This is a genomic window from Streptomyces sp. HUAS TT7, assembly GCF_051550175.1.
Classification (GTDB): domain Bacteria; phylum Actinomycetota; class Actinomycetes; order Streptomycetales; family Streptomycetaceae; genus Streptomyces.
This window is the reverse complement of sequence record NZ_CP196175.1, coordinates 6,198,786-6,222,944: the sequence shown is the minus strand read 5'-3', so window position 1 is coordinate 6,222,944 and position 24,159 is coordinate 6,198,786. Positions and strand designations below refer to the sequence as shown.

22 protein-coding genes and 1 riboswitch are annotated in these 24,159 nt (G+C 70.6%); of the genes, 12 read left to right on the top strand and 10 right to left on the bottom strand.

All coding sequences use genetic code 11. The features are described 5' to 3' along the window. Positions 1–176 precede the first annotated feature (176 nt). On the top strand, positions 177–1,046 hold the full coding sequence (locus ACSHXC_RS27990; protein ID WP_438294234.1) for a winged helix-turn-helix domain-containing protein: 870 nt from the start codon (positions 177–179) through the stop codon (positions 1,044–1,046). 166 nt (positions 1,047–1,212) lie between these two features. Beyond that, on the top strand, positions 1,213–1,734 hold the full coding sequence (locus tag ACSHXC_RS27985; protein ID WP_438296876.1) for a DUF4240 domain-containing protein: 522 nt from the start codon (positions 1,213–1,215) through the stop codon (positions 1,732–1,734). Positions 1,735–1,754: 20 nt separating this feature from the next. On the opposite strand, the gene ACSHXC_RS27980 is transcribed toward ACSHXC_RS27985, so the two are convergent. Further along, a complete protein-coding gene (locus ACSHXC_RS27980; protein ID WP_438294233.1) occupies positions 1,755–2,558 on the bottom strand; it encodes an SDR family NAD(P)-dependent oxidoreductase in 804 nt (267 codons plus the stop codon). A gap of 105 nt (positions 2,559–2,663) precedes the next feature. Here ACSHXC_RS27980 and ACSHXC_RS27975 point away from each other — a divergent pair, with 105 nt between their 5' ends. Then, positions 2,664–3,344, top strand: a complete 681-nt coding sequence (locus ACSHXC_RS27975) for a TetR family transcriptional regulator (RefSeq protein WP_438296874.1) — start codon at positions 2,664–2,666, stop codon at positions 3,342–3,344. 6 nt (positions 3,345–3,350) lie between these two features. Here the strand turns inward: ACSHXC_RS27975 and ACSHXC_RS27970 are convergent, their stop codons facing one another. After that, positions 3,351–4,568 carry an amidohydrolase gene (locus ACSHXC_RS27970; RefSeq protein WP_438296873.1) on the bottom strand — a complete coding sequence of 406 codons (1,218 nt, stop codon included), beginning with the start codon at positions 4,566–4,568 and terminating at the stop codon, positions 3,351–3,353. 86 nt (positions 4,569–4,654) lie between these two features. Continuing rightward, positions 4,655–5,179: an N-acetyltransferase family protein gene (locus ACSHXC_RS27965; RefSeq protein ID WP_438294232.1), complete on the bottom strand. Its 525-nt coding sequence runs from the start codon at positions 5,177–5,179 to the stop codon at positions 4,655–4,657. A 36-nt stretch (positions 5,180–5,215) separates the two neighbouring features. Between ACSHXC_RS27965 and ACSHXC_RS27960 the strand changes: the two genes are divergently transcribed. Both ACSHXC_RS27960 and ACSHXC_RS27955 read left to right on the top strand, forming a co-directional pair. Next, positions 5,216–6,115, top strand: a complete 900-nt coding sequence (locus ACSHXC_RS27960) for a TIGR01777 family oxidoreductase (protein ID WP_438294231.1) — start codon at positions 5,216–5,218, stop codon at positions 6,113–6,115. A 498-nt stretch (positions 6,116–6,613) separates the two neighbouring features. Continuing rightward, complete coding sequence (locus ACSHXC_RS27955) at positions 6,614–7,930, top strand: NAD(P)/FAD-dependent oxidoreductase (protein WP_438294230.1); 1,317 nt, start codon at positions 6,614–6,616, stop codon at positions 7,928–7,930. Positions 7,931–7,942: 12 nt separating this feature from the next. Here ACSHXC_RS27955 and ACSHXC_RS27950 read toward each other — a convergent pair whose 3' ends face one another. After that, a complete protein-coding gene (locus tag ACSHXC_RS27950) occupies positions 7,943–9,391 on the bottom strand; it encodes a hypothetical protein (protein ID WP_053723987.1) in 1,449 nt (482 codons plus the stop codon). 244 nt (positions 9,392–9,635) lie between these two features. On the opposite strand from ACSHXC_RS27950, the gene lipB reads away from it, so the two are divergent. The 4 genes from lipB to ACSHXC_RS27930 all read left to right on the top strand — a co-directional run bounded on the left by lipB (position 9,636) and on the right by ACSHXC_RS27930 (position 12,795). Beyond that, complete coding sequence (lipB, locus tag ACSHXC_RS27945) at positions 9,636–10,433, top strand: lipoyl(octanoyl) transferase LipB (protein ID WP_438294229.1); 798 nt, start codon at positions 9,636–9,638, stop codon at positions 10,431–10,433. Between the two features lie 190 nt (positions 10,434–10,623). Next, on the top strand, positions 10,624–11,580 hold the full coding sequence (gene lipA / locus ACSHXC_RS27940) for a lipoyl synthase (RefSeq protein ID WP_438294228.1): 957 nt from the start codon (positions 10,624–10,626) through the stop codon (positions 11,578–11,580). Between the two features lie 275 nt (positions 11,581–11,855). Further along, positions 11,856–12,068, top strand: a complete 213-nt coding sequence (locus tag ACSHXC_RS27935; RefSeq protein WP_053723984.1) for an SCO2195 family GlnR-regulated protein — start codon at positions 11,856–11,858, stop codon at positions 12,066–12,068. A 19-nt stretch (positions 12,069–12,087) separates the two neighbouring features. Beyond that, a complete protein-coding gene (locus ACSHXC_RS27930) occupies positions 12,088–12,795 on the top strand; it encodes a DUF4191 domain-containing protein (RefSeq protein WP_114035619.1) in 708 nt (235 codons plus the stop codon). Positions 12,796–12,906: 111 nt separating this feature from the next. Here the strand turns inward: ACSHXC_RS27930 and ACSHXC_RS27925 are convergent, their stop codons facing one another. Beyond that, the gene (locus ACSHXC_RS27925) at positions 12,907–13,374 is read right to left on the bottom strand and encodes an RDD family protein (RefSeq protein ID WP_438294227.1); all 468 of its coding nucleotides are present in this window, start codon (positions 13,372–13,374) and stop codon (positions 12,907–12,909) included. A gap of 210 nt (positions 13,375–13,584) precedes the next feature. Between ACSHXC_RS27925 and glnA the strand changes: the two genes are divergently transcribed. Then, a complete protein-coding gene (gene glnA / locus ACSHXC_RS27920) occupies positions 13,585–14,994 on the top strand; it encodes a type I glutamate--ammonia ligase (RefSeq protein ID WP_438294226.1) in 1,410 nt (469 codons plus the stop codon). Positions 14,995–15,122: 128 nt separating this feature from the next. Here glnA and ACSHXC_RS27915 read toward each other — a convergent pair whose 3' ends face one another. Then, positions 15,123–16,898 (bottom strand): hypothetical protein, encoded by a 1,776-nt coding sequence (locus ACSHXC_RS27915; RefSeq protein WP_438294225.1) that lies wholly within the window; start codon positions 16,896–16,898, stop codon positions 15,123–15,125. 85 nt (positions 16,899–16,983) lie between these two features. Further along, positions 16,984–18,381 carry a hypothetical protein gene (locus ACSHXC_RS27910; protein ID WP_438294224.1) on the bottom strand — a complete coding sequence of 466 codons (1,398 nt, stop codon included), beginning with the start codon at positions 18,379–18,381 and terminating at the stop codon, positions 16,984–16,986. Between the two features lie 374 nt (positions 18,382–18,755). Here ACSHXC_RS27910 and ACSHXC_RS27905 point away from each other — a divergent pair, with 374 nt between their 5' ends. After that, complete coding sequence (locus ACSHXC_RS27905) at positions 18,756–20,648, top strand: ABC transporter ATP-binding protein (protein ID WP_438294223.1); 1,893 nt, start codon at positions 18,756–18,758, stop codon at positions 20,646–20,648. A gap of 32 nt (positions 20,649–20,680) precedes the next feature. Here the strand turns inward: ACSHXC_RS27905 and ACSHXC_RS27900 are convergent, their stop codons facing one another. Together ACSHXC_RS27900 and ACSHXC_RS27895 are read right to left on the bottom strand one after the other, a co-directional pair. Next, positions 20,681–21,793: a HoxN/HupN/NixA family nickel/cobalt transporter gene (locus ACSHXC_RS27900; protein WP_438294222.1), complete on the bottom strand. Its 1,113-nt coding sequence runs from the start codon at positions 21,791–21,793 to the stop codon at positions 20,681–20,683. 29 nt (positions 21,794–21,822) lie between these two features. Then, a riboswitch (cobalamin riboswitch) is annotated at positions 21,823–22,020 on the bottom strand. A 192-nt stretch (positions 22,021–22,212) separates the two neighbouring features. After that, a complete protein-coding gene (locus tag ACSHXC_RS27895) occupies positions 22,213–22,494 on the bottom strand; it encodes a hypothetical protein (protein WP_399491830.1) in 282 nt (93 codons plus the stop codon). A gap of 118 nt (positions 22,495–22,612) precedes the next feature. Here ACSHXC_RS27895 and ACSHXC_RS27890 point away from each other — a divergent pair, with 118 nt between their 5' ends. Then, on the top strand, positions 22,613–22,972 hold the full coding sequence (locus ACSHXC_RS27890) for an arsenate reductase family protein (RefSeq protein WP_438294221.1): 360 nt from the start codon (positions 22,613–22,615) through the stop codon (positions 22,970–22,972). A 207-nt stretch (positions 22,973–23,179) separates the two neighbouring features. On the opposite strand, the gene ACSHXC_RS27885 is transcribed toward ACSHXC_RS27890, so the two are convergent. After that, positions 23,180–24,085, bottom strand: a complete 906-nt coding sequence (locus ACSHXC_RS27885; protein ID WP_438294220.1) for a Gfo/Idh/MocA family protein — start codon at positions 24,083–24,085, stop codon at positions 23,180–23,182. Between the last annotated feature and the right edge of the window lie 74 nt (positions 24,086–24,159).

Sequence of the window (24,159 nt, the reverse complement as noted above, 5' to 3'; positions counted from 1 at the left end):
CTCCTACCCGGCCTGAATGGTGGCCATCTATGGTCAGCCCGCTGCATATTGGGCAACACATCTATGCCAATGGGGAATTGAGCGGCCATCAGGCCCAACCAACCGGTCAATCAGGAGAGTTGACCGATCGACGCAGCCATCTGTCCTGTCCTGACCGCGAGTTGTAGCCTCGCTGGATGACGACCCACAACCCAGGGGCCGACCGGGACGACGCCGGGGAGACCCCCCGCTTCCGATTCGTCGCCGACGCGCTGCGCCAGGACATCCAGAACGGTGTCCCCGCGCCCGGCGAGGCGCTGCCCAAACAGGAGCAGCTCATGCGCCGTTTCCACTGCGGGCGCGGCACCGTGCAAAAGGCGCTCCAGCTGCTGCGCGACGAGGGGCTCCTGGAGGAAGGAGTGCCGGGCCGGGGCGCCCGGGTGGCTCGCCAGGCTGCCATCGGACGGCCATTGGTCCATTACATCTCCCGCGCCTTCGAGGCACCCCATGTCTCGCTCGACGTCTGGTCGCTGCACACCGAGGAGCTCTCCCGGGCCGTGCAGCAGCAGGCCGAGCTCATCCGGCTCGGCGACCGGCCGGCCCCGCAGTCGGTCCGGGTACGGGTCCTGGTGCCGGATCTGGACACCCACCACCCCTACCCCCGCCACCTCGACGACCCGTCGGACCTGCGCCCGCTGCGGCGCCTTCGCCGGGTCATCCGGATGTACACGGAGGCGCTGCACCACTCGCTCACCCAGCTGGCCGAGGAGGGCACGGTCGGCTCGGTGTCCGTGGAGATCCGGAGCCTGCCGACGGTGCCCGGCGAGAAGCGCTATCTCATCAACGGCAGCCAGATGCTGACGGGCTACTACTTCCTGCGCAGGACCCGCATCCTCGTCGACGCCGAGGCCATAGAGGTGCTCGAACTGCACAGCGACACGCTGTTCCCGGCCACCCTGGAGGGGAACGGGGCACGGTCCGTGGAGCGCGCGGAGTTCCAGCAGGTGCAGGCCTGGTTCGACTCGCGCTGGGAGATGGTCGCCACCGCGCTGCCCCTCGACGAGTAGTGAGCCGAGTGGCGAGTCGGGCACACGAGCCGAGTGGCGAACGGATGGCGAACACCTGGCGGGCGAATGGCTACAGGTGTGCCAGGGGTGAGCCAGGAGCGGCAACCGGACGAAAAGCGCCGCTCCGCGTGCGCCGCCTCCCCCTACCCACGATGCTGGTTCCGTGATGGACGAGACGGAGTTCTGGGAGATCGTCGACCGTACCCGCGAGGCCGCCGACGGCGACCCCGAGGAACAGGCCGACCTGCTCGTGGAGCGGCTGCTGCAGTACGACCCCGACTCCGTGCTCGACTTCGCCCGGCACTTCGAGGCGCGCTACAACCGCGCCTACCGCTGGGACCTGTGGGGAGCCGCCGCCGTGCTGCTCGACGGGGCCGGCGACGACGCCTTCGACTACTTCCGCTGCTGGCTCATCGGCCAGGGCCGCGAGATCTTCGAGGGCGCGCTGCACGACCCGGACGCTCTCGCCGACCTCCTCGGCGAGTTCGACGAGGAGGTCGACGGCGACGGCGAGGAGCTCGGCTACGCGGCGGACGAGGCGTACGAGCAGCTCACCGGTGTCGTCGCGCCCGACCTAGGCATCCCGGCCCAGCCCGAGGAGCCGGCCGGAACCGTGCTGGACTTCGAGGACGAGTCGGCGCTGGCGGCCCGCTTCCCCCGCCTGTGGGAGCGGTTCGGGACGGGCTGAGCCGGACACCGTTCGCCGGCTCAGAAGTGCGTTCCGCCGTCGATGCGGATCTCGGTGCCGGTGATGAAGCGGCCGTCGTCGCTGGCCAGCATCGCGACCACGGAGGCCACCGTCTCCGGGCCCGCGAAGCCCTGGCCGATGGCCGGGGCGAGCTTCATGAAGAGCGACATGTCGGCGTCGGCGGGCAGGCCGGGGCCCACGCTCGCCCTGGACGCACCGGTTCCGTCGGTCATGCCGGAGGAGATCGAGCCGGGCTGTACGGCGGTGAACCGGATGCCCTGCTTGGCGTACTCGGCGGCGAGCGCGTGCGTCATCGACTGGATGCCGCCCTTGCTGGCCGCGTACGCCGCCATGTAGGGGTGGGCGAACGTCGCCGAGGTCGAGCTGAAGTTGACGACGGCCGCGCCGTTGCCTTCGAGCAGCGCCGGGATCGCCTCGCGGATCACGAGGAAGGTGCCGGTCAGATTGACCGCGACGACCTTGTTGAACTCGGCCAGGCTCGTCTCGTGGGTGTGCGAGGAGCGCAGGATGCCGGCCGCGTTGACCAGTACGTCCAGGCCGCCGAGCGCGGCGACCGCGGCGGCGACGCCCTCGCGTACCGAGTCCTCGTCGGCTATGTCGACGACGAGGGTGGTGAGCCGGCCTACGGCGGCGCCCGCCTTCTCGGCGGTGTCCTTCAGACCGGCCTCGCTGACGTCCGCGGCGACGACGTGACCGCCCTCGGCGAGCAGGCGCAGCACGGTGGCCTGCCCGATGCCGGAGCCACCGCCGGTGACCAGCGCGCGGCGTCCTTCGTAGCGGTCGGTGACGGTGTTCACGCTCATCGCGGTCCAGCTTTCCTGACGCAGGGGGAGCCGGTGAGGACTCCTGGTGGATGTTTCCACCGTACGCCTTGGTGGCACGTTTTGCCATGAAGTCAATCCATGCAGATGCACAGGCTCCGGGCGTACGCTTGCGAAGTGACCCAGCCCGTACCGCAGCCCGTTCCCGCGCCCAAGACCTCGCTCACCGAGCGCCGCAAGGCCGCGACCCAGCTCGACATCGCCCGCGCCGCGGGCGCGCTCTTCGCCGAGCACGGGCCCGACGGCACCACCGCCGAGGCCATCGCCCGGCACGCCGGGGTCGCCCTTCGCACCTTCTACCGCTACTTCCGCTCCAAGCAGGACGCGGTCGGCCCGCTGCTCTCGGGCGGCGCCGAACGCTGGCGGGCGCTGCTCGAAGCGGCCGAGCCCGGCCCCCTGGCCAAAACCCTGGAGGTCGCCGTCCGGGAGGCCCTCGCGGTGCCCGACGCGCACGCCGCCGAGCAGTTCAGGTGGACCCGGGGGCTGCTGCGCGCGGCCGAGCACGACGCGGCGCTGCGCGCGGTCTGGTACCGGGTGAACCAGGACTCCGAGGAGCGCCTGCTGCCCGTGCTCGCCCGCCTCGCGGGGCCGGGGGCCGACGCGCTGGAGGTACGGCTCGCGGCGGCCGCGGCCACCGACGCGATCCGGGTGGCACTAGAGGCGTGGTCCGCCACCGACGCCGCGGCCACGGGCCCGGGCTGCCCCTCCGAGCTCGCGGTGCGCTGTCTGCGCGAACTCACGGGCGGGATGCGGCTGTTGGGGCGCTGAGCCCGTTCAGCGGAGGTCGAGCCAGGCGAGCGCCGCGGTCGTCAGGGCCGTGACGCCGGTGGTCAGGGTGGGTTCGACCACCGGGGCGAAGAAGGGCGAGTGGTTGGAGGGGATGTCCTGGTCGACGGTGCCCGCGGCGAACGCGGCGCCGAACGCCTCGGCGTCCGCACCCCCGAACAGCCAGTAGCAGACCGGGACTTGGACCTCCGTACCGAACAGGCCGACGTCCTCGCTGCCCGTCACCGGACCCGGGTCGAGCACCTTGTCGTCACCGATGACCGCGCCGACGGCCGCCATCGTCCGCGCCACCGCGTCGGCGTCGTTGACGAGCACCGGGAAGGAGTCGATCTCGGTGATGTCGGGCTCGCGCTCGGCCCCGGCGACGGCCGCCTCGCCCCGCACGATCCGCTCGACGGCGGCAAGCACCCTGGCCCGCACGTTCTCCTTGTACGTCCGGATGTTGATCTTCAGCTCGGCCTCGTCCGGGATGATGTTGTCCTTGGTCCCGGCGTGCAGCGCGCCGACGGTGACGACGGCCGTCTCGCCGCCCGGGATCTCGCGCGAGACGATCGTCTGGAGCCGCAGCACGGTGGAGGCAGCCATCACCACCGGGTCGACGGACGTCTCGGGCCGCGAACCGTGCGCCCCCTTGCCGTACAGGACGACCTTGAGCCCGTCGGTGGCGGCGAAGGCGGGGCCCGCGTGCGCGCCGACCAGCCCGGCGGGGAACGGGCCCACGTGCTGGCCGAGCACGACGTCGGGCGTCCCGAACCGCTCGTAAAGGCCGTCGTCGAGCATGGCCCGCGCACCCTGCGCGATCTCCTCGGCGGGCTGGAACACGCCGAGGACGGTGCCGCTCCACAGCGAGCGGGAGTCGGCGAGCAGCTTGAGCGCGCCGAGCAGGCAGGTCACGTGCATGTCGTGCCCGCAGGCGTGCATGACCCCGTCGACGGTGGAGGCGTAGTCGAGGCTGGTCCGCTCGCCGACCGGCAGCGCGTCGAAGTCGGCGCGAAGCAGCACGGTGGGCCCGGGCCCGTTCCTCAGGACGGCGACGACCCCGGTGCGCCCGACCCCGGTGGTCACCTCGCACCCGAACTCCCTTGCCCGGTCGGCTACTTCGGCGGCGGTGCGGTGCTCGGCGAAGGACAGCTCGGGGTGCGCGTGCAGATCGCGGTAGACGGCGGCGAGGTCAGCGCGGACGGCGTCGAGCCCGCGCAGGGCGATACCGGCGGCGTCGGCGGCGGCCTTGGCGGCGTTGTTCGAGGAACCGGAGTGTGACACGGGCCTGCCTTTCGGGGGGTGATCGGCGGTCAGGCGGTCAGGGCACGTCCCATGAGGACGTCGTCCACGTACTCGCCTTCGAGGAGGAACTCGCCGGGCAGTACGCCCTCGACGGCGAAGCCCTCCGCCTCGTACAGAGCGCGGGCCGGGGCGTTGTGGCCGAGGACGCGCAGGGTGATGCGGGTGGCCCCCTGACGGCGTGCGGCCTCGCAGGCGGCGCGCAGAAGGGCTCGCGCGACGCCCCTGCCGCGCGCGGCTTCGGCGACTTCGAGCCCCTGGATCTGCCGGACGTGCCGGTTGCAGGCGAGCGGGGTGGCCAAAACCAGCCGGATGAACCCGACGACCTGGCCGTCCGTCTCGGCGACGAGGTAGTGCGCAGGCTCGTGCCGCTCGTCGAAGAAGGGCTCGTACGGAGGTGTCGGACGCGGCTGTACGGAGTGCAGCGGGGACCAGGCGGCCCGGCTGAGCGCACCCAGCGGCTCGCCGTCGGAGCGACGGGCGGTGCGTATGAGCAGAGGAGGAGAAGTACTGGCCTTGGTGTACGACTCGGGCATGCGGCCACTGTGCCATGCGGGCCGTGGAGCGCGAGGATGGGATCCATGAAGATCGCGGTGACGGGTTCGACAGGGCTGATCGGTGCGGAGCTGGTGCGCTCGCTGCGGGCGGACGGGCATGAGGTGCTGCGTCTCGTACGGCGCGAGGCCGAGGCGCCGGACGAGGTCGAGTGGGATCCGGCGCGCCAGTACGTGGACACGGCGGGCCTGGTGGGATGCGAGGCGGTGGTGCATCTGGCCGGGGCGGGGGTGGCCGACCACCGCTGGACGGCCGCGTACAAGAAGGAGATCCGGGACAGCAGGGTGCTCGGCACCGCGGCGGTCGCGGAGGCGCTGGCCTCGCTCGACACCCCGCCCCGGGTGCTGGTCAGCGGGTCGGCGATCGGCTACTACGGCGACACGGGCGGCCGCCCGGTGGACGAGTCGGCACCGCCGGGCGACGGGTTCCTCTCACGGGTGTGCGTGGAGTGGGAGGAGGCGGCGGCCGCGGCGGAGGAGGCGGGCATCCGGACGGTGTTCGCGCGTACGGGTCTGGTGGTGGCCCGCGACGGCGGGGCCTGGGCGAAGCTGTTCCCGCTGTTCCGGGCGGGGCTGGGGGGCCGCCTTGGGAGCGGGCGCCAGTACTGGTCGTTCATCGCGCTGCACGACGAGGTGGCGGCGCTGCGGTTCCTGGTGGACACGGAGGGGTTGTCCGGCCCGGTGAACCTGACCGCCCCGGAGCCGGTGACGAACCGGGAGGTGACAGCGGCGATGTCCCGGGCCCTGCACCGCCCTGCCCTCCTCCCCGTCCCGGCGGCGGCGATGCGTCTTGCGGTGGGCGAGGCGGCGTCGGACGCCCTGGCCAGCCAGCGCGTCCTGCCGACGCGGCTGCTCTCGGCGGGGTTCAGGTTCGCGTTCCCGAGCGTGGAGGGGGCGATCGGGGCGGCGGCGGGTTAGGGGGCGCGCCCCCGTTGCGCGGGGCCGTCCGGCCCCGACCCCCTCCTGGGGCTCCGCCCCAGACCCCGGGGGTTCGCCCATCCACCCGCCCATGACGGGGGCCCTGCTCCCGGACCCCCGTTCGCGCCTCGGGTTTGGGGGCGCGGGGAACTGCGCGACCAGCCACCGACGGCCCGCACGCACATGCCCGCCCAGGCTCCCCGGGGTCTGGGGCGCAGCCCCAGGGGGCCGAGCCACTCAACTCTGAGCAAAGGGCGGGCGGGCAGACCGCTCGGGGTCTGGGGCGGAGCCCCAGGAGGGCCGCCCTCGCAAGGGAAACCCCCTCCCCCGCCCACCCCCGGAGGGCCTCCGTGCGCCCGCCATGCCCCAACGCCCACCCCCGCGCGCATGGGCCCGCCCACCCGGAACGTACCTACTCTCTCCTCGAACTGCCGCATTCCGTGGGCCAGTTGGGGGCATGAGGCCTCCACCTACCGCGCCTACCCCGGGGAGGGCCACGTGCTCAGCACCGCACACCATGCGGACGTACTCATCGTGGGAGCCGGGCTCGCGGGCCTGTCAGCGGCTCATCAGCTGACCGGCGCGGGAGTCACGGTCAGCGTTCTGGAGGCGGCCCCGTCCGTGGGCGGCCGCATGTCGACCACCACGGTCGACGGCTTCCGCCTCGACCGGATAGGCCAGCTGCTCTCGACCTCGTACCCGGAACTGACCCGCACCCCGGGCCTGGAAGACCTGCCGCTGCGCCCGTTCTCGCCCGGCGTCCTCGTGCACAGCGAGGGCCGGCACTACCGGGCGGGCGCGACAGGGAGCGCAAGGGGCGCACTGGCAGCAGCGCGCGCCCGCGCGAGCGCCCCTCGGGGCACGGTCACCCCGCTCGGGGGCGCACTCGATCAGGCCCGGCTCGGCAAGGCGCTCGCCAGGCTCGCCGCGACCCCGATCGAGCGGATCGTCACCCGGCCGGAACTCCCCATCGGCCAGGCCCTGTTGGGCCGGGGCCTGCCCGCCCGCACCCTGAACGGCTTCGTACGCCCGCTGCTCTCCGCACTGCTCTGCGACCCGGACCTGACCACGTCGAGCCGCTGCGCCGACCTCGCGCTGCGCGGCTTCGCACGCGGCCGGCTGTGTGTCCCGGCGGGCGGCGCGGCCACCCTGCCGGAGCTGCTCGCCGCAGCCCTGCCGCCCGGCACGGTGCGTACCGATGTGAAGGTGACGGCCGTCGCCACGACCTCGGTCACCACCGCCGACCACGGCGTGCTCGGCTGCCGCTCGCTGCTCCTGGCCACCGACGCCCCGGCCGCCGCCGAGCTGCTGCCGGGCCTCAGGGTCCCCGCGTTCCACCCGCTCACCGTGCTGCACCACGCCGCCCCGCACTCCCCGCTCGCCGACCCCGCGCTGCTCCTGGACGCGGACCGCAGCGGCCCGGTGGCGTACAGCTCGGTGATGAGCGAGGTCGACCCGAGCCGGGCGCCGCGCGGCCGGGCGCTGATCACCTCGACCGTGCTCGGCACCCCGCCCGAAGACCTGGAGCACGCGGTGCGCCGCCAACTGGCGCGGCTGTACGCCACGTCCACGGACGGCTGGGAGCTGCTCGCCGTGCACCACACGCCGCAGGCCGTGCCGTCGATGCCCGCCCCGCACGATCTGCGCCGCCCGGTCCGGCTGCTCGCCGGCCTGTACGTGTGCGGCGACCACCGCGACACCAGCACCGTCCAGGGCGCCCTGTACTCGGGCCGCCGCGCCGCCCAGGCGATCCTCGCCGACCTGGGCGTCCAGTCCTGGCACTCGGCCCCGGAGGTGATCCGCAAGGCGGCCTGACCCCCGCCGCCCTCAGCCCAGCGCGGCCACCCGGTCCCGGTAGTTGCGCACCGCGGCGGCGTCCCGGTACGGCTCCAGGCGGCGCTCGAAGTCGCGTACGTACTCGACCGCGCGCGCCGAGCGCATCTCGCTGGCCTGCTGGGCCGCCTCCGCGCCCAGCGCGCACGCCTGGTCGAGCTCGCCGAGGCCGAGCCGGGCCGTGGCGAGCACGACCCGGCAGAACAGCCGGGACCGGGCATAGCCGGGCGCGCGCAGCTGCAGCGAGCGCTCGGCGTGCTGGGCGGCCGCGCGGTACTGCTGGAGGTCGCGGTGGCAGTGGCCGAACTCGTCGGCGAGCTGCGCCTCGTCGAAGAAGCGCGCCCAGTGCGGCACGTCGTCGCCCGGCCGCGCGCTCTCCAGGGCCCGCTCGGCCCGCACGAGCGAGGCGGTGCACGCCCGCACCTCGCCGAGCACCCCGTGCCCGCGCGCCTCCACCGCGTTCAGGAGCGACTGCACGACGGGCGGAGCCGCCGACCCGACGCCCTGCTGGGCGACCCGGGCCAGCTGCACCGCCTCGCGGCCGTGCCCCAGATAGACCGCCTGCCGGCTCATGGTGACCAGCACGTACGAGCCGTACGCCCGGTCCCCCGCCGCCTGGGACAGCCGCAGCGCCTGCACGAAGTACCGCTGGGCGAGCCCGTGCGCGGCGATGTCGTACGAGGTCCAGCCGGCCAGTCTGGTCAGGTCCGCCGCGGCCGCGAAGAGCCGGCGCCCCACGTTCTCGCCGTACGTGCCGCGCAGCATCGGCTCGGCCTCGTGCTCCAGATAGCGCACCAGGGCCTGGCGCGCGTGCCCGCCGCCGTAGGCGTGGTCCAGGGTGCGGAACAGCTCGCCGACCGAGCGGAGCGCCGCGATGTCCCCGCTGGTCACCCGCTGGCCGGGGCCGCGGTCGGTGGTCCGCTGGCGGGGTACGGAGGGGCGGCCCTGGACCGGGATGCGGGTCACGTTGCCCTGTGGGTTCGGCTCGCCGCGGCTCACCCGGTCGTCCGCCCGCCCGATCAGCCAGTCTCTGCTGGGGACCACCAGGCCCGCCGGGGTGAACGCGATCTTGCGGAGCTCTGCGTGGCTGCCCGAGTCCTTGCGCCAGAGCCCGCTGACGATGTCGACGGCCTCCTCGGGCGTCGCCGCGAACTCCAGGCCCGCGTACACGGGAGCGCAGGCGTCGAGCCCGAGGTCCTGTGCGGAGAGCCGTCGGCCGAGCCGCCGGGTGAACACCTCGGCGATCAGCGCGGGTGTGGTGCCGCGCGGTTGCTGGCCGCGCAGCCACCGCGTCACCGAGGTCTTGTCGTAGCGCAGATCCAGGCCGTGCTCCAGACCGAGCTGGTCAACGCGACGGGCGAGCCCGGCATTGGAGAACCCGGCTTCTGCGATCAGTGCGGCGAGCTGGCGGTTGGGGGTGCGCTGCGAGGGTCGTTCCGTCATCAGCTCTGCGTTCTCCTGCCTTCCGGGCCAATCTTGCAGCCCTCATGGAACGGCGAGAATTTAGCGGTCAATACGGCTGGTGCCGCCACGTTCGCCCCGCATTCATCCGATCGTGTGGTGACGTGCCGTTTCTGCCCGGGTCTGGGGGCTGTGCGGAGGCCCTCGAACACGGTCGTACAGTGAATGAGGGCGCGCACCGCATTGCATCCGCAGTGCATCCGAGAAGTTCGACAGGGGAGCTGGCGTGAACGAGCTGCGATTTGTCCGGCTGGGATTCGGCGAGGACGCGGTCGAGTACCAGGAGGCCTGGGACGAGCAGCGCCGGGTGCACGCGGCCCGGTTCGCCGACGAGATTCCGGACACCTGCCTGCTGCTGGAGCACCCGCCGGTCTACACCGCGGGCCGGCGCACCGAGGACAGCGAGCGCCCCCTGGACGGAACCCCGGTCATCGACGTCGACCGCGGCGGCAAGATCACCTGGCACGGCCCCGGCCAGCTCGTCGGCTACCCGATCCAGAAGCTGCCCCGCCCGGTGGACGTCGTCGCGCACGTACGCCGCCTCGAAGAGGCCCTGATCCGTACCTCCGCCGATTTCGGCCTGGCGACCACCCGGGTCGAGGGCCGCAGCGGCGTCTGGGTGCTCGGCGACCCGGTCGAGCAGCGCCCCAGGCTCGGAGGCCTCTCGCTCGACTTCGACCCGCGCCTGAACGACGACGAGTTCGACGCCCGCCTCAACGGCCCCGAGTACGCGCCCTCCAACGCCGGCCAGCGCCGCGAGGACCGCAAGCTGGCGGCCATCGGCATCCGCGTCGCCAAGGGCGTCACGATGCACGGCTTCTCGTTCAACGTGAACCCGGACAACACCTGGTTCGACCGGATCGTGCCGTGCGGGATCCGCGATGCGGGTGTGACGTCGCTCTCGTACGAACTGGGCCGCGAGGTGACCATCGCGGAGGTTCTCCCGGTGGCCGAAAAGCACCTGCGCGACATCCTGGAGAACGCGGAACTCGCCCCGCGAGAGATCGAGCGGGCCTCCGCGTAGGCATACCCGGCCCCGTCCGGCCTTGAGGACGAGCGCCCTTGAGGCGCGACCGGGGGCCCGGGGGCGGAGCCCCCAGGGAATGCAACCGGACCCCGCAGGGGTTACCCCCGGCGGGAGCCGCACCTCGCCCAAGCAAACAACGGGCGTACCCTGGGGTACGCCGAAGAATCGAAGTCACAGGGAGCCGGACGTGTCCGCAGTCGCACCCGACGGACGCAAGATGCTGCGCCTGGAGGTCCGGAACAGCCAGACCCCCATCGAGCGCAAGCCCGAGTGGATCAAGACCCGGGCGAAGATGGGCCCCGAGTACAACCAGCTGCAGAAACTGGTGAAGAGCGAGGGGCTGCACACGGTCTGCCAGGAGGCGGGCTGTCCGAACATCTTCGAGTGCTGGGAGGACCGCGAGGCGACCTTCCTCATCGGCGGCGACCAGTGCACCCGGCGCTGCGACTTCTGCCAGATCGACACGGGCAAGCCCGAGGCGCTCGACCGTGACGAGCCCCGCCGCGTCGGCGAGTCGGTCGTCACGATGGACCTGAATTACGCCACCATCACCGGCGTCGCCCGCGACGACCTGGCGGACGGCGGTGCCTGGCTGTACGCGGAGACGGTGCGCCAGATCCACGCGCAGACCGCCGGGCGCGCCGAGGGCCGCACCAAGGTCGAGCTCCTGGCCCCCGACTTCAACGCGGTCCCCGAGCAGCTGGAAGAGGTCTTCTCCTCCCGCCCGGAGGTCTTCGCGCACAACGTCGAGACGGTGCCGCGGATCTTCAAGCGGATCCGCCCCGGCTTCCGTTACGAGCGCTCCCTCGACGTGATCACCAAGGCCCGCGACTACGGCCTGATCACCAAGTCGAACCTGATCCTCGGCATGGGCGAGACCCGCGAGGAGATCAGCGAGGCGCTGCAGCACCTGCACGACGCGGGGTGCGAACTCATCACGATCACCCAGTACCTGCGCCCCTCCGTGCGCCACCACCCCGTCGAGCGCTGGGTGAAGCCGCAGGAGTTCGTGGAGCTGAAGGAGGAGGCCGACGAGATCGGCTTCTCCGGTGTGATGTCGGGTCCGCTGGTCCGCTCCTCCTACCGTGCGGGCCGGCTGTACCAGCAGGCGATGGAAGCCCGGAGCGCCGCCACCACCGCGTGAGCCCGGTCGCGTACCGCACGGACTGCGTGAACCCGCTCACAAGCGGCTACTGATCAGTAATGGCCGATATGACGCGGCCCGTACCTTCCCCGCAGGTCGGGGCATGCGTACGGGCCGCGTCAACGTTTTCCCGGTCCATATCAATGTTTCATTGGCGTTTGACCGCTCGGACACGCCCTGGTAACACCAATCAGTGACCCTGGCTTTACGCACCGCACATGCCCCCACAGCCATCGCCCGTTTCTGACTTCCCGTCCCGAGGGGGGACCTCGACGATGCAGGCCGCTACCGCTCCGCAGACCGTGCGAGCCACCACGCTTCCGTCCGTCACCGGCGCGCTGCGCGCCATGGAGTCGCTGATCATGGGCTCCGGCCAGCGCACCGCCCGCCGCAACGCCTGGACCGCGGTTCTGGAGGACCGGCGCCGGGCCAAGGACCGCGTCGAGGCCCAGCACGTACTGGAGGCCGTGGCCACCCGTCGCTCCTAGGCCACGTAAACTTCCTGGTATGGCGAGGAAGGCAACCGCAGAGAGCGCTGCGAACGATGCGAATGCGGGGCGACTGAAGCAGATCGCCCTGACCTACAAGATGACCCGCAAGGCCGATTCCAAGATCGGACTTGTCATCGCCGGCGTGGGAATCGTCGTCCTCGGCGTCTTCCTCGCGATCGGTTTCCTGCTGGGGCACCCGGTCTATCTCGGCATTCTGGGCCTCCTGGTGGCCGTGCTCGCGATGGCGATCGTCTTCGGGCGGCGTGCCGAGCGGGCGGCGTTCGGTCAGATGGAGGGCCAGCCGGGCGCGGCGGCCGCCGTGCTGCAGAACATCGGGCGCGGCTGGACGACCACGCCGGCCGTGGCGATGAACCGCAGCCAGGACGTCGTCCACCGGGCCGTCGGCCGGGCCGGCGTCGTGCTCGTGGCCGAGGGCAACCCGAACCGGGTGAAGTCCCTGCTGGCCGCCGAGAAGAAGAAGATGGCCCGCATCGTGGTGGACGTCCCGGTCCACGACGTGATCGTCGGTGACGGCGAGGGCCAGGTGCCGCTGAAGAAGGTGCGCACCACGCTCCTGAAGTACCCCCGCGTGCTGTCCGGCCCGCAGGTGACCGCGGCCAACGACCGGCTGCGCGCCATGGGTGACCTGATGAGCAACATGCCGCTGCCGAAGGGCCCGATGCCCAAGGGCACGCGGATGCCGCGCGGCGGAAAGATGCGCTGACCCTCACCTCGTAGACAAACGAAGGCGGCCCGGACCGACATGGTCCGGGCCGCCTTCTGACGTCTGCGGGGATCCTTCTGGCGTCCGCGGGGATGGTGACGTCTGCGGGCCTCAGATCCTGACCTGAACCGCGCGGGCCAGGCGGTCGTGCAGGCCGCGGCCGTCGCGGTCCCAGATCAGCGCGGGGATCGCCAGGCACAGCAGTACGGTGCGGACGGCGACCCGGACGATGCCGAGCCGGCCGCCCTCCTCGGCGACCACGCGCAGGCCGAGCAGCCGCTTGCCGGGGGTGAACCCGACGGTCCCGACCGTCAGCACGCCGAGCACCAGGAACACGAGCAGCGCCCAGTTGCTCGCGCTCTGCGGGTTGCCGCGGGCGATCAGCTGGTAGGCGATCAGGGCGCACAGGCCCCAGTCGATGAAGATGGCGCCGAAGCGCCGGCCCAGCGGCGCCACCGAGCCGGGCCCGTCCTTGGGCAGACCGAGCCGCTCGCCCCGGTAGCCGAAGTCGACGCCCATCTCCTCGGCGGCCGCGCGGGGCCCCGAGAGCCACGATCCGATTGCTTGCCTGTTGTCCACGGATCCCACGGTACTGCGCCCGTTTTCGATCACTTCGGCCCGGGTCAGTCTTGGCAGCTTCGTCACCAGCCCGGTTAACTTGGGCGAAACAAACGGGTCACGCTTGAGAAATCCCGCCTGCCTATGGTCGGGTCCAGCGTGTGCCACCGCACTGGCCGCACGACCGAGCTGCAACCCCGCCCCTCCCCGGGTGGGAGTAGGAGGAGTTGGATGTTCCAGAACGCCGACGACGCGAAGAAGTTCATCGCGGACAACGACGTCAAGTTCGTCGACGTCCGGTTCTGCGACCTGCCGGGCGTGATGCAGCACTTCACGATCCCCGCGAAGGCGTTCGACCCGGCGGAGGAGCTCGCCTTCGACGGCTCGTCGATCCGCGGCTTCCAGGCCATCCACGAGTCCGACATGGCGCTGCGCCCGGACCTGTCGACGGCGCGTCTGGACCCGTTCCGCCGGGACAAGACGCTGAACATCAACTTCTTCATCCACGACCCGATCACGGGCGAGCAGTACAGCCGCGACCCGCGCAACATCGCCAAGAAGGCCGAGGCCTACCTCGCCTCCACCGGCATCGCGGACACCGCGTACTTCGGCCCCGAGGCCGAGTTCTACGTCTTCGACTCGGTACGTTTCGAGACCTCCGCGAACCAGGGCTTCTACCACATCGACTCCGAGGCCGGCGCCTGGAACACCGGTGCGGTCGAGAACAACCGCGGCTACAAGGTCCGTTACAAGGGCGGCTACTTCCCGGCCCCGCCGGTCGACCACTTCGCCGACCTGCGTGCCGAGATCTCCCTGGAGCTGGAGAACTCCGGCCTCCAGGTCGAGCGCCAGCACCACGAGGTCGGCACGGCCGGCCAGGCCGAGATCAACTACAAGTTCAACACGCTGCTCGCCGCGGCCGACGACCTGATGCTCTTCAAGTACATCGTGAAGAACGTCGCCTGGCGCAACGGCAAGACCGCGACCTTCATGCCGAAGCCGATCTTCGGCGACAACGGCTCGGGCATGCACGTCCACCAGTCCCTGTGGGCCGGCGGCGACCCGCTGTTCTACGACGAGCAGGGCTACGCGGGCCTCTCGGACACCGCCCGCTACTACATCGGCGGCATCCTCAAGCACGCTCCGTCGCTGCTGGCGTTCACGAACCCCACCGTCAACTCCTACCACCGCCTGGTCCCGGGCTTCGAGGCGCCGGTCAACATGGTGTACTCGCAGCGCAACCGCTCCGCCGCGATGCGCATCCCGATCACGGGCTCCAACCCGAAGGCCAAGCGCGTCGAGTTCCGTGCCCCGGACCCGTCCTCGAACCCGTACCTCGCGTTCTCCGCGCTGCTCCTCGCCGGCCTGGACGGCATCAAGAACAAGATCGAGCCGGCCGAGCCGATCGACAAGGACCTCTACGAGCTGGCTCCCGAGGAGCACGCCAACGTCCAGCAGGTCCCGACCTCGCTCCCGGCCGTCCTGGAGGCCCTGGAGGCCGACAACGAGTACCTGCAGGCCGGCGGTGTCTTCACCTCCGACCTGATCGAGACCTGGATCGACTACAAGCGCACGGCGGAAATCGCCCCGATCCAGCTCCGCCCGCACCCGCACGAGTTCGAGCTGTACTTCGACATCTAGAAAGTAAAGCTCGAACTCGGCGGGTAGTTGGCCGAAGGACTCCCCCGAGCGTCTGCCTCCAGCAGGACCTGCTGAAGGCAGACGCTCGATCTGCTCGTAGGGGCACTGGGCTGCCGACGGCTGCGGAGTCAGTCTCCCTCCGGCGTTACCCACCACGGATCGTATTCGCGCACGAGCGGCTGGGTAGCTGGATGGTGGCGCAAACCGTGAGGCCCTGAAACGGGAGCTTCGGGCATGTCGATAAGCCAATCCAGCACGGCATCGGACTGCATGTCCGGGTGTTCCAGGTCGTCGATCAAGGCATCAGGACCACGGGAGTCGTACGGCTGTGGCAGCGTGAAACCAGCTTCGACAGCATCGCGGACAATCTCTTCGCAGATCGCACGCCACCGTCCCTGGCCCCACCAATGACACGTATAGCTTGTCGAGCCCCCGATCGTCATCAGCCTCAAAGTGGTATCCGGACCAAGAAGTTCGCTGTCGAGGCGTTGCCATTTACGGATCTGCTCACGCACCGTCGACTGCACCTCCGGCCATCCGTCGCCGAACAGGGAGGAGACAGTCCGACCGTTGGGGAGTTCCCAGTCTGTATCAGTCAGTGACTGCTCGATCCCGTCCCAGTCGATACCTTCGTACGGGCAGACATGAGGCAGCACCGCGCGAGTCACCGCAATGTTCACTCGAGCCATCAGCACGTCCGAGGGAAGATGGTGAGCCTCCACAGCCGTTTCATTGCGCCAGCACCAGGCCGCAATACCCAGAGCCGCTGCATCGGGCACCGGATCCGGGTGCACGTTGCGGCCCGCCATACCGACAACCCAGCGCAGATAGGTGCTGAGATCGGGGTGCTGTACAGCTTCCTTGACGATGTCTGCAACCGGGATCTTCCGGTAGGAGGCTGCCGGGCCGAAGAGGGACAGTAGCGATTCTGCTTCGAACGCCTCCGCGGCTTCTGGATCAGCCCCCTCCACCACACGGACGCGAGTTGCATCGAGCAATCCCAACGCGCCAGCTCGATGTTGGACCACCGTGACCGCCTCGTCGCCCTGGAGGGTGACCGTGAGTTCGACCTCTTCATCGAGTGCGGGAAAAGACTCCGGGAAATCGCCGCATACGTCTTCGTAGGGAAGAAATCGGAGCCGGCTTTCACGCGGGTAGTACTCGATGTCCAGCGCGGCGCTGGTACGCCACAGCGTGGCGAAGAGCATCGGGCCAGTTTCGGCATCCCAGTCCGAATCGTATTCGTCCGGGACCTCCCAGCCAGCCCAGTCGAGCGGGCCAAGCACTTCCATGAGCCGGTCTACGTACTCGCCCCACTGTTCGGTGTCCGGGCGACCCACTTGCCTCTCGGGTGCTGCTGCCTGGCTGCCCAGCTGACCGATGAGAGCTGCCGTACGTCTGCTGAAGAGCGATTCGGCCGACTCACCTTCCTCCGGGGTGACACCGGTGACGCTGTTGAGATACGCCGTATCGTCTGCCAGTTCCTGCTTGCGGCAGCGCGCGCACAAGTATCTGTACGGCTTACCCCACTTGGCGGAGTAGCGCGTCAGTGAGCGACTCTGTCGGCAGTCACGACACGGCCCATAGCCCTTCTTGGGCCACCACAGCCACCAGTCGCCGTCGTAGTCGCCGGGCGAGGGCACCATCCCGCGGCCCAGTAGCGTGTGGGCAAGTGCCTCCAGGCTGCCGCCGTTCCTGTGAGGCACCTTTGCGTACAACTGATCATGCGCCGCAAGCAGTTCGTCGTCCGTGACCGCCTCTTCTCCCTGTAAGCGGCGCCGCACGGATACCGCTGCGGCGAGTGCTTGGACGGCGGGATCATCCCGCCGAAGTGACTGCCTGCTGCTTTCGACGACGGCCATCGCCTTGTCGACATCGGCTTCAGTGATTCCAGTGCTCCCCATGCTCCAGAGCTTACGGGCGACCTCTGACAGGGCTTTGAGTCAGTCTCCGGCGAGGTCACCAGTGCGCGGACATGCCGGGTCTGGTTCACGGAGCACATCGTTTGTCTCTTTCCGGGAGAATACGCAAAGCCATGACAGTGCCGTCCTCACCGAAGGAGACCGCGCCCCACTTCGGAGCGGTGGCACCATTCGGCAGCGTGGAGCGGAGCTCGTATGCACGGCGCCGGTACGCCTCGACCCTCCCTTCAACCAGAAGCTGATACAGGTCCTCTGCCATCCCTGAGAACGCCTCGACGCGGGTCCTGTTCAACCTGAAGACCTGGTCAGTACCGAAGAAGCGTGTCGCGCCGAAGCCATGCTCTGCGTCCCGGACACTGGATGATCCTGCGAATGTTCGCTGTCCGTAGTGCTTGCGGCCCTGATCGCTGGTCAAGTACTGCGCGATCTCCATGCCAGCGCCGGCGAATGCCAGTTGGCCCGCGGCACCGGTTCGGGCAAGTACCTGACCAAACCATGCGCGATCTTTTCGTGGAATGAGGAAGCCGTCATGGAAGCCTTCCTCGCCAGCGCGGGCAGGCACTCTCACAGCGTTGACATACGGGGGGTTCCGCTTCGATGGCACAACGTCCGCACTGTCGCGTCCTGTAATCGATCGCTCAGGTAACAGCCCCTGGCCCGGTGCCTGCAGAGCGTGGACTGTGATGCCCTCCTTGGCTAGCAGTTCGGTGGACATCAAGAGGCAGGGCGTGGTGTTCCACTCGGCGAGGTGAAAATGTTCAGCGCGCTCACTGGCCCTGGCCAGTTGCTTGAAGGCTGAGCGGTCAGTCTTCCCCGTGCTCTTGGTCGTCTTCTGGTGATTTCCGTTGACCGTCACCACGAAGAGCCGGGACGGTTCGCCGGGCTTCCATGCCTCGATGAAGAAGTCAGGCCGTGGTCGAGCGCCCAGGGAAGGCCGCGGGCCGGAGCGCGCGAATCCAGCCAGCAGGACCGACTCGGCATCGACAGTCGAGACCAGATGATCCGGGAAGCGGGCCCGCACCGTGCGCTCTGCGACTGCCAACCCCAGCGCTCGTCCCAACTCCCGGGCCTGCATCCCCCTGTAGGAGAGTTCTGGGTTCTGCCCCTCCTCGGTGAGAGCCAGGTAGCCACTGACACCGGCTCCCAGGGCCTGGCAGTACTTCAGGGCCTGCCAGTGCTCGGCCAAGCCTCTTCCGCGCCCATGACGAGCCAGAGTGGCCGCTCGCGCGAAGACGCCGAGCAACTCCCAAGGCGTGGTGGCAAGATCGTTCCGTTCGGCCGTCTGTAGCGGTTCCAACCCGGGCTTACGAGGAACTCGTTCCTCCTCGCCTCGCTCGCGTGCACGTTTGCGGGCGATGGCTGTGGCTGCCTTGTCGGTGTCCATCACCAGCGAGGCTGTCGAATTGACGCGTACGGGGATCTGGTGACGCAGTAGTGCGAGGATGCTTTCCGCAGGTACTGACATGGCGTGTCACGGTATGGAGGGGAGAGCGGGCGCACGCAAGTGCGCATGGGCGCCCAGGGGACTCCCGGTAGGTGGACTGCCGCTCGGATGGTGCCCCTCCGGTCCGCAGCCCCGGCGGGTGCACAGTGTGCACCCGTTGTGCACCAGGCCCGTCATCAAGGTCACATACTCGCAGGTCAGAATGGCTTCCGTGCTGTACTTCGACATCTAAGCCCCCGCGGCTCCGCGACACCCCGAACCCTGCTGCCCCTCCCGGGCGGCGGGGCTCGGCGCGTTTTCCGGTTCGGTCCCCCCATTGGGTGGATCACCGTACGCGGCGGTCCCCTTGGGGGATCCGTGCGGGAAAGTAGGCGGATTCCTAGCTAGGGGGCGGCATGGCGGAGGTGTTGGGCGGGCAGCCCGTCGATGAGCAACTGCGGTACCGGTCAAGCTCGTTGGAGGCGGTGCAGCGGCGGCCGGTGACCACACGGACCATGGCGCGGCGGCTGCCTCAGCTCGTGCGGAAGGCGCTGGCGCTGGCTTGGCGGGTGGACCGGCGCGCCGTGCTCGTGCTGCTCTGCTGCCAGGCGCTCTCGGGGTTCTTCGAGGCGTTCGGGCTGCTCGCCACGACGCGTACGATCACCGCGCTGATCGCGAGCGGCGACATCGCGCACCGGCTGCGCGATGCGCTGCCGTCCATCGCGGTGCTGGCCGGGGCGGCCGGGCTGCGGGCGCTGCTCGGGATCGTGGTGGTGAACATCTCCGGCCGGCTCTCGCCGCGGATCTCCCGCGAGGCCGAGATGCAGATGCTCGGGGCCGCCGTACAGGCCGAGTTGTCGGCGTACGACCAGCCCGGGTTCAACGACAAGCGCGAGGCGGCCGACCGGGGCGCCGAGGTCGCCCAGCAACTGCTCACCGACTCGCAGGACCTGATGGCGTGCGTGGCCTCACTGGTCGCGGCGGCCGGGGTCGTGACCGTCCTTCATCCGGCGCTGCTCCCCCTGCTCCTGCTCGCCGCGCTGCCGCAGGGCATCGCCGGGGTGAAGGCCGCGCGGGTGCACTACGAGGCGTCGCGGGCGATGAGCGCCGAGCGGCGCACGCTGAGTCTGCTGCGCTGGTTCGTGATCGACAAGGACACCGCCGACCAGCTGCGGTCCTGCACGATGGCGGACTTCCTGCTCGACCGGTACCGGGCGATCGGGCGGCGGGTAGACGCGGCGACCGACAAGGCCGTGCACCAGGGCGCCCGTTACTCGGTGACCGGCGCCCTGGCGGGCGGGCTCGCGGCGGGCCTGGTGTGGGGCGCGCTCGCCTGGCTGCTCGGGTCGGGGCGGATGTCGGTGGCGTCGGCGGGCACCGCGGTGTTCGCGCTGCGCACGGTCGCCTCCTCGCTGCACGGTGTCGTCGGGTACGGGACGCGGCTGTTCCGGACCGGGCTGTACCTGGACGACTGGGCGGAGTTCATCGAGGAGGCCGGCGGGCACCGGATGGCGCGCGGCACACTGGCGCCGCCCGCGCCGGACGTCGTACGGGCCGAGTCGCTGACGTACCGCTATCCCGGCAGCGAGCGGCCCGCCCTGGAGAAGGTGACGGTCGAGGTGCGCAAGGGCGAGGTGCTGGCGCTCGTCGGCGAGAACGGGTCCGGCAAGACCACCCTCAGCAAGCTGCTCACCGGCCTTTATCTGCCCAGCGAAGGGGCGGTGACCTGGGACGGGGTCGGGGTGGAGCGGTGCGATCCGCTGGCCCTGTGGCGGCAGACCGCCGTCGTGCCGCAGGACTTCGCGCACTGGCCGATGTCCGCGCGCGACAACATCACGCTGGGGCAGCCGCACGGGGGCGACGAGTCGGTGCGCCGGGCCGCCGCCCACTCCGGCGCTGCGGAGGTCGTCGACGGGCTGCGCAGCGGGCTCGACACGCTGCTCGCGCGGGAGTGGTTCGGGGGTGTGGAGCTGTCCGGCGGGCAGTGGCAGCGGATCGCGATCGCGCGGGCCTTCCACCGCCCGGCCGGGCTGCTCGTGATGGACGAGCCCACGAGCGCCCTTGACGCGCGCGCCGAGCACCGCATCTTCACCGGCCTGCGCACGATCGCCCGTGACCGGGCGGTGGTCCTGGTGACCCACCGCCTCGCGAACGTCGCCATCGCGGACCGCATCGTCGTCCTCGACCGGGGCCGCGTCATCCAGGAGGGCACCTTCACCCAACTCGTCGCAGACGAAGGCCTGTTCAAGGAGCTGTGGACGCTCCAGAACGACCGGGGAGGAGTGCCGGGGCAGCGGGAGGGTGCGTAAACGCACCGGGGCCTATGCAAAAGGCCGGCCCCTCACGCACCCGGGCCCGCCGCCCACTTCTGCTCGACCTTGCCAAGGCGCCAGTACGCCAGCGCGGCCGCCCACACCACCACGAACAGGCCGACGATGACGAAGCCGACGTTGTCCAGGTTGAGGCCGGCGATCCAGCCGCTGACCGGGTCGGTGAGGTCGAGCTTCTCGTGCAGGACGCCGACCAGTTCGATGGTGCCGATGAAGAAGGCCACCGCGATCGACAGGCCGGTGATGGTGAGGTTGTAGTAGACCTTGCGGACCGGGTTCGAGAACGCCCACTGGTAGGCGAAGTTCATGAACGTGCCGTCGAGGGTGTCGAAGAGGCTCATCCCGGCCGCGAACAGCAGCGGCAGGCACAGGATCGCGTACCAGGGCAGTCCGGCGGCGGCGCCGGTGCCGGCCATCACCATCAGGGTGACCTCGGTCGCGGTGTCGAAGCCGAGGCCGAAGAGGAAGCCGAGCGGGAACATCTGGCCGGGCCGCGAGATGGACCTGGTGAAGCGGCCCAGGATGCGGTTCATGAAGCCCCGCGAGTCCAGGTGCGCTTCGAGCTCCTTCTCGTCGTACGCACCCGCCCGCATGGCCCGGAACACCTTCAGGATGCCGAACAGGGCCACCAGGTTGAGGGCCGCGATGAGGTAGAGGAAGGAGCCGGAGGCGGTGGTTCCCACCACGCCCATCACCTGGTGGGTGGTGGAGTCCTCGTTCATCAGGGTGCCCGCGAGCTGGGCGCCGCCCGCCACCAGGGCCGTGAGGACCACGACCACGCTGGAGTGGCCGAGCGCGAACCAGAAGCCCACGGACACCGGCCGCTTGCCGTCGGCCATCAGTTTGCGGGTGGTGTTGTCGATGGCCGCGATGTGGTCGGCGTCGAAGGCGTGCCGCATGCCGAGGGTGTACGCGGTGATGCCGAGGCCGATGCCGTACGTCTTGGTGCCGACCGCGTAGTGCTCGGGGGCCACCAGCAGGAACAGGACGCCGAAGGCGACGACATGGAGGGCGGCTATCACCGCGAGCAGGACGGCGGTGCGGACGGTGTCCTCGCGCCGCCAGTGGAAGGACGGCGCGGCGGCGGCGCCCGTCTCGGGGGATGTGCGAATGGGCAGGGTCATGCGGGTCACGCTCCAGCACCTCGTGGATCACTTCGTGAGATGCCGCGGCCGGTCTCCTGGCTGACGGGCGGGTGCCTCCGTCCCGGCCTTCCCGGGCAGATGGATCCTGGCCAGTGGCGTCACAAGGGGACGGCGGCTCCCCGGAACCCGGGGAACCCGATCACAGTGGCGAGGGCCGCTCCGGTTTCGCACCGGTCTTCCCGAACACCACGGCCCGGTCACCCTAGACGCTGGGGAGTTGCCTGCCTACCTGCACACCTGTGCCGGTATCGAAGATCACACGGGCCACCCGGGCACGGCCCTGCGAGGATGCGCGCACGCATCCGCTCCGGCCGCCCGCAGCAGCCGTAGGGAGTTGACGGCCGGCCCGGATCACGCCTGCGGCTTCCCGAAGGCGTGACCGGGCCGTGGTGCGGGGCTCAGCGCCCGTCGTAGATCAGCGCACGCACCATCCGGCAGGTCGTCTCCGACGGCGGGTGCACTCCGATGAGCGCGGCCACGGTGCGTATCTTGCGGTCCGGCGCCTGCTCCGGCCGGTACACCCCCGTGTCGAGCAGGGCGATGGCCAGTCGCATGGCCTTCAGACGCCGGTTGTGGGACTCGTACCACACGCGCGGACGCCCGGCGGGAAGCGGCACCTTGTGAAGAGGCTGGAGGGACAACTGTTTCGGGGCGTGCGAGGTGAGTACGGCAGCGGTCATGGGCATCCTCCTGGGCAGTCGGGAACCCTCACTTACTGCCTCAATTTTACTGGGGGGCACTGACAATCGGCCCTGGCCAGCCGGGCTTTGGGGGCGGACCGCGGGTAGCCTGGCGGGCATGGAGATCTGGATCAACCCGGCCTGTTCGAAGTGCCGCAGCGCGGTGGACCTGCTGGACGCTGAGGGCGCCGAGTACACGGTGCGCCGCTACCTCGAAGACGTGCCCTCGCCCGACGAGATCCGGGCCGTGCTCGACCGGCTCGGCCTCGAACCGTGGGACATCACGCGCACGCAGGAGGCCGCGGCGAAGGAGCTGGGACTGGGGGACTGGCCTCGCGACGCCGACTCCCGCGAGCGGTGGGTTTCCGCGCTCGCCGAGCACCCCAAGCTGATTCAGCGGCCGATCATCACGGCGGACGACGGGTCTGCGGTGGTTGCCCGCACCGACGAGGCCGTGCGCGACGCGCTGTCCCGCTGAGTTCGCGGGGAGCGGCTTCCCGTGCGGGGTGCGGCCCCCTCGCGGGGTGCCGGTTTTCGGCTGCGGACCGGCTGTGGCCGGTCGCTCCCCCAAGCTCTCGGTTTCTCCCTCATGAACAGGGGACCCCATCGCGGCGGAGCCGCACCATGTCACAGCCCCGCGCCCCTAGCAGGATGCAGGTACCGCAGTCGGCTTCCACAAGTCCGCTCAGCCCCTGCCCAACTGCGCCTCCGCGTCCGCCAGCAGCTCCGTGATGCGTGCCCCGAACCGTACGTCGCACGGGTGCGGCACCCCGGTTCGGGCCGCGTCCAGCAGGGCGTCGATCGCTCCCGCGAACGCGTCCAGCGCGCCGCCCCAGCCCGGCATCACCTCCGCGCCCGACTCGCCCAGTACCGAGACCTCGACGCCCGCGGCCGCCGGGGGTGCGGTGAAGCTCAGGTCGGCGGTACTGGAGGCGCCCGAGGTGTGGCGCAGGATCAGGTGCGCGGTGTCGCCGGGGCCCGCCGCGGCCGTCAGCGCGGTCACCTCGCCGAGCACCCCGGTCAGCACGGCGAGCGCGTGCGGGCCCACGTCCCAGAGCGCTCCCTTCTCACCCCGCCAGGGCGACGCGGCGTACGGACCGCGCTCCGCGCCCGGAGTGAACAGCGACCCGTACCACTGGGCCCGTCCGGTGAACCAGCCGTCCACGGCGGCCTGTTGGGCCACCCACGCCGCGGTCTCCTTCGCGAACCGCAGCGTGAAGAAGACGACGGAGGCGACCCGGGCGCGCCCGGCCGCGTCGGCCAGCTCGCGGGCGCCCGCCACGCTCGTCGCGACCGGCTTGTCCAGGAGCAGGTGGCAGCCCGCCTGTGCGGCCCGTATCGCCAGCGGGGCCTGGACGTCCGGCGGCAGCGCGAAGGCGACGGCGTCGCAGTCCGCGAACAGCGCGTCGGCGTCCTCGTACACCGCCACCCCGTGCTCCTCCGCGAGCGCGGCCGCCGCCTCGGGGCGCCTCCCCCACACGCCCGCGAAGTCGACACGGGGGTGCGCGGCGAGCGCCGGGGCGTGCGTGGCGACGGCCCAGGGGCCGGTGCCGAGGAGGCCGATGCGGGTGGGGCCGGCAGTCTGGTTCATAGGGACCAGTCTGCCGGGCGCGGAATTCAGGTGGCGGGGCGAGGGGGGTGGAATGTTACGTTTCCGGGGCCGGC

Excerpts from the sequence above, each read along its gene's own strand:
- ACSHXC_RS27990 (WP_438294234.1), top strand. The coding sequence starts at position 177 with ATGACGACCCACAACCCAGGGGCCGACCGGGACGACGCCGGGGAGACC.
- ACSHXC_RS27985 (WP_438296876.1), top strand. The coding sequence starts at position 1,213 with ATGGACGAGACGGAGTTCTGGGAGATCGTCGACCGTACCCGCGAGGCC.
- ACSHXC_RS27980 (WP_438294233.1), bottom strand. The coding sequence starts at position 2,558 with ATGAGCGTGAACACCGTCACCGACCGCTACGAAGGACGCCGCGCGCTG.
- ACSHXC_RS27975 (WP_438296874.1), top strand. The coding sequence starts at position 2,664 with ATGCACAGGCTCCGGGCGTACGCTTGCGAAGTGACCCAGCCCGTACCG.
- ACSHXC_RS27965 (WP_438294232.1), bottom strand. The coding sequence starts at position 5,179 with ATGCCCGAGTCGTACACCAAGGCCAGTACTTCTCCTCCTCTGCTCATA.
- ACSHXC_RS27960 (WP_438294231.1), top strand. The coding sequence starts at position 5,216 with ATGGGATCCATGAAGATCGCGGTGACGGGTTCGACAGGGCTGATCGGT.
- ACSHXC_RS27950 (WP_053723987.1), bottom strand. The coding sequence starts at position 9,391 with ATGACGGAACGACCCTCGCAGCGCACCCCCAACCGCCAGCTCGCCGCA.
- ACSHXC_RS27935 (WP_053723984.1), top strand. The coding sequence starts at position 11,856 with ATGCAGGCCGCTACCGCTCCGCAGACCGTGCGAGCCACCACGCTTCCG.
- ACSHXC_RS27930 (WP_114035619.1), top strand. The coding sequence starts at position 12,088 with ATGGCGAGGAAGGCAACCGCAGAGAGCGCTGCGAACGATGCGAATGCG.
- glnA (WP_438294226.1), top strand. The coding sequence starts at position 13,585 with ATGTTCCAGAACGCCGACGACGCGAAGAAGTTCATCGCGGACAACGAC.
- ACSHXC_RS27915 (WP_438294225.1), bottom strand. The coding sequence starts at position 16,898 with ATGGGGAGCACTGGAATCACTGAAGCCGATGTCGACAAGGCGATGGCC.
- ACSHXC_RS27910 (WP_438294224.1), bottom strand. The coding sequence starts at position 18,381 with ATGTCAGTACCTGCGGAAAGCATCCTCGCACTACTGCGTCACCAGATC.
- ACSHXC_RS27905 (WP_438294223.1), top strand. The coding sequence starts at position 18,756 with ATGGCGGAGGTGTTGGGCGGGCAGCCCGTCGATGAGCAACTGCGGTAC.
- ACSHXC_RS27900 (WP_438294222.1), bottom strand. The coding sequence starts at position 21,793 with ATGACCCTGCCCATTCGCACATCCCCCGAGACGGGCGCCGCCGCCGCG.
- ACSHXC_RS27895 (WP_399491830.1), bottom strand. The coding sequence starts at position 22,494 with ATGACCGCTGCCGTACTCACCTCGCACGCCCCGAAACAGTTGTCCCTC.
- ACSHXC_RS27890 (WP_438294221.1), top strand. The coding sequence starts at position 22,613 with ATGGAGATCTGGATCAACCCGGCCTGTTCGAAGTGCCGCAGCGCGGTG.
- ACSHXC_RS27885 (WP_438294220.1), bottom strand. The coding sequence starts at position 24,085 with ATGAACCAGACTGCCGGCCCCACCCGCATCGGCCTCCTCGGCACCGGC.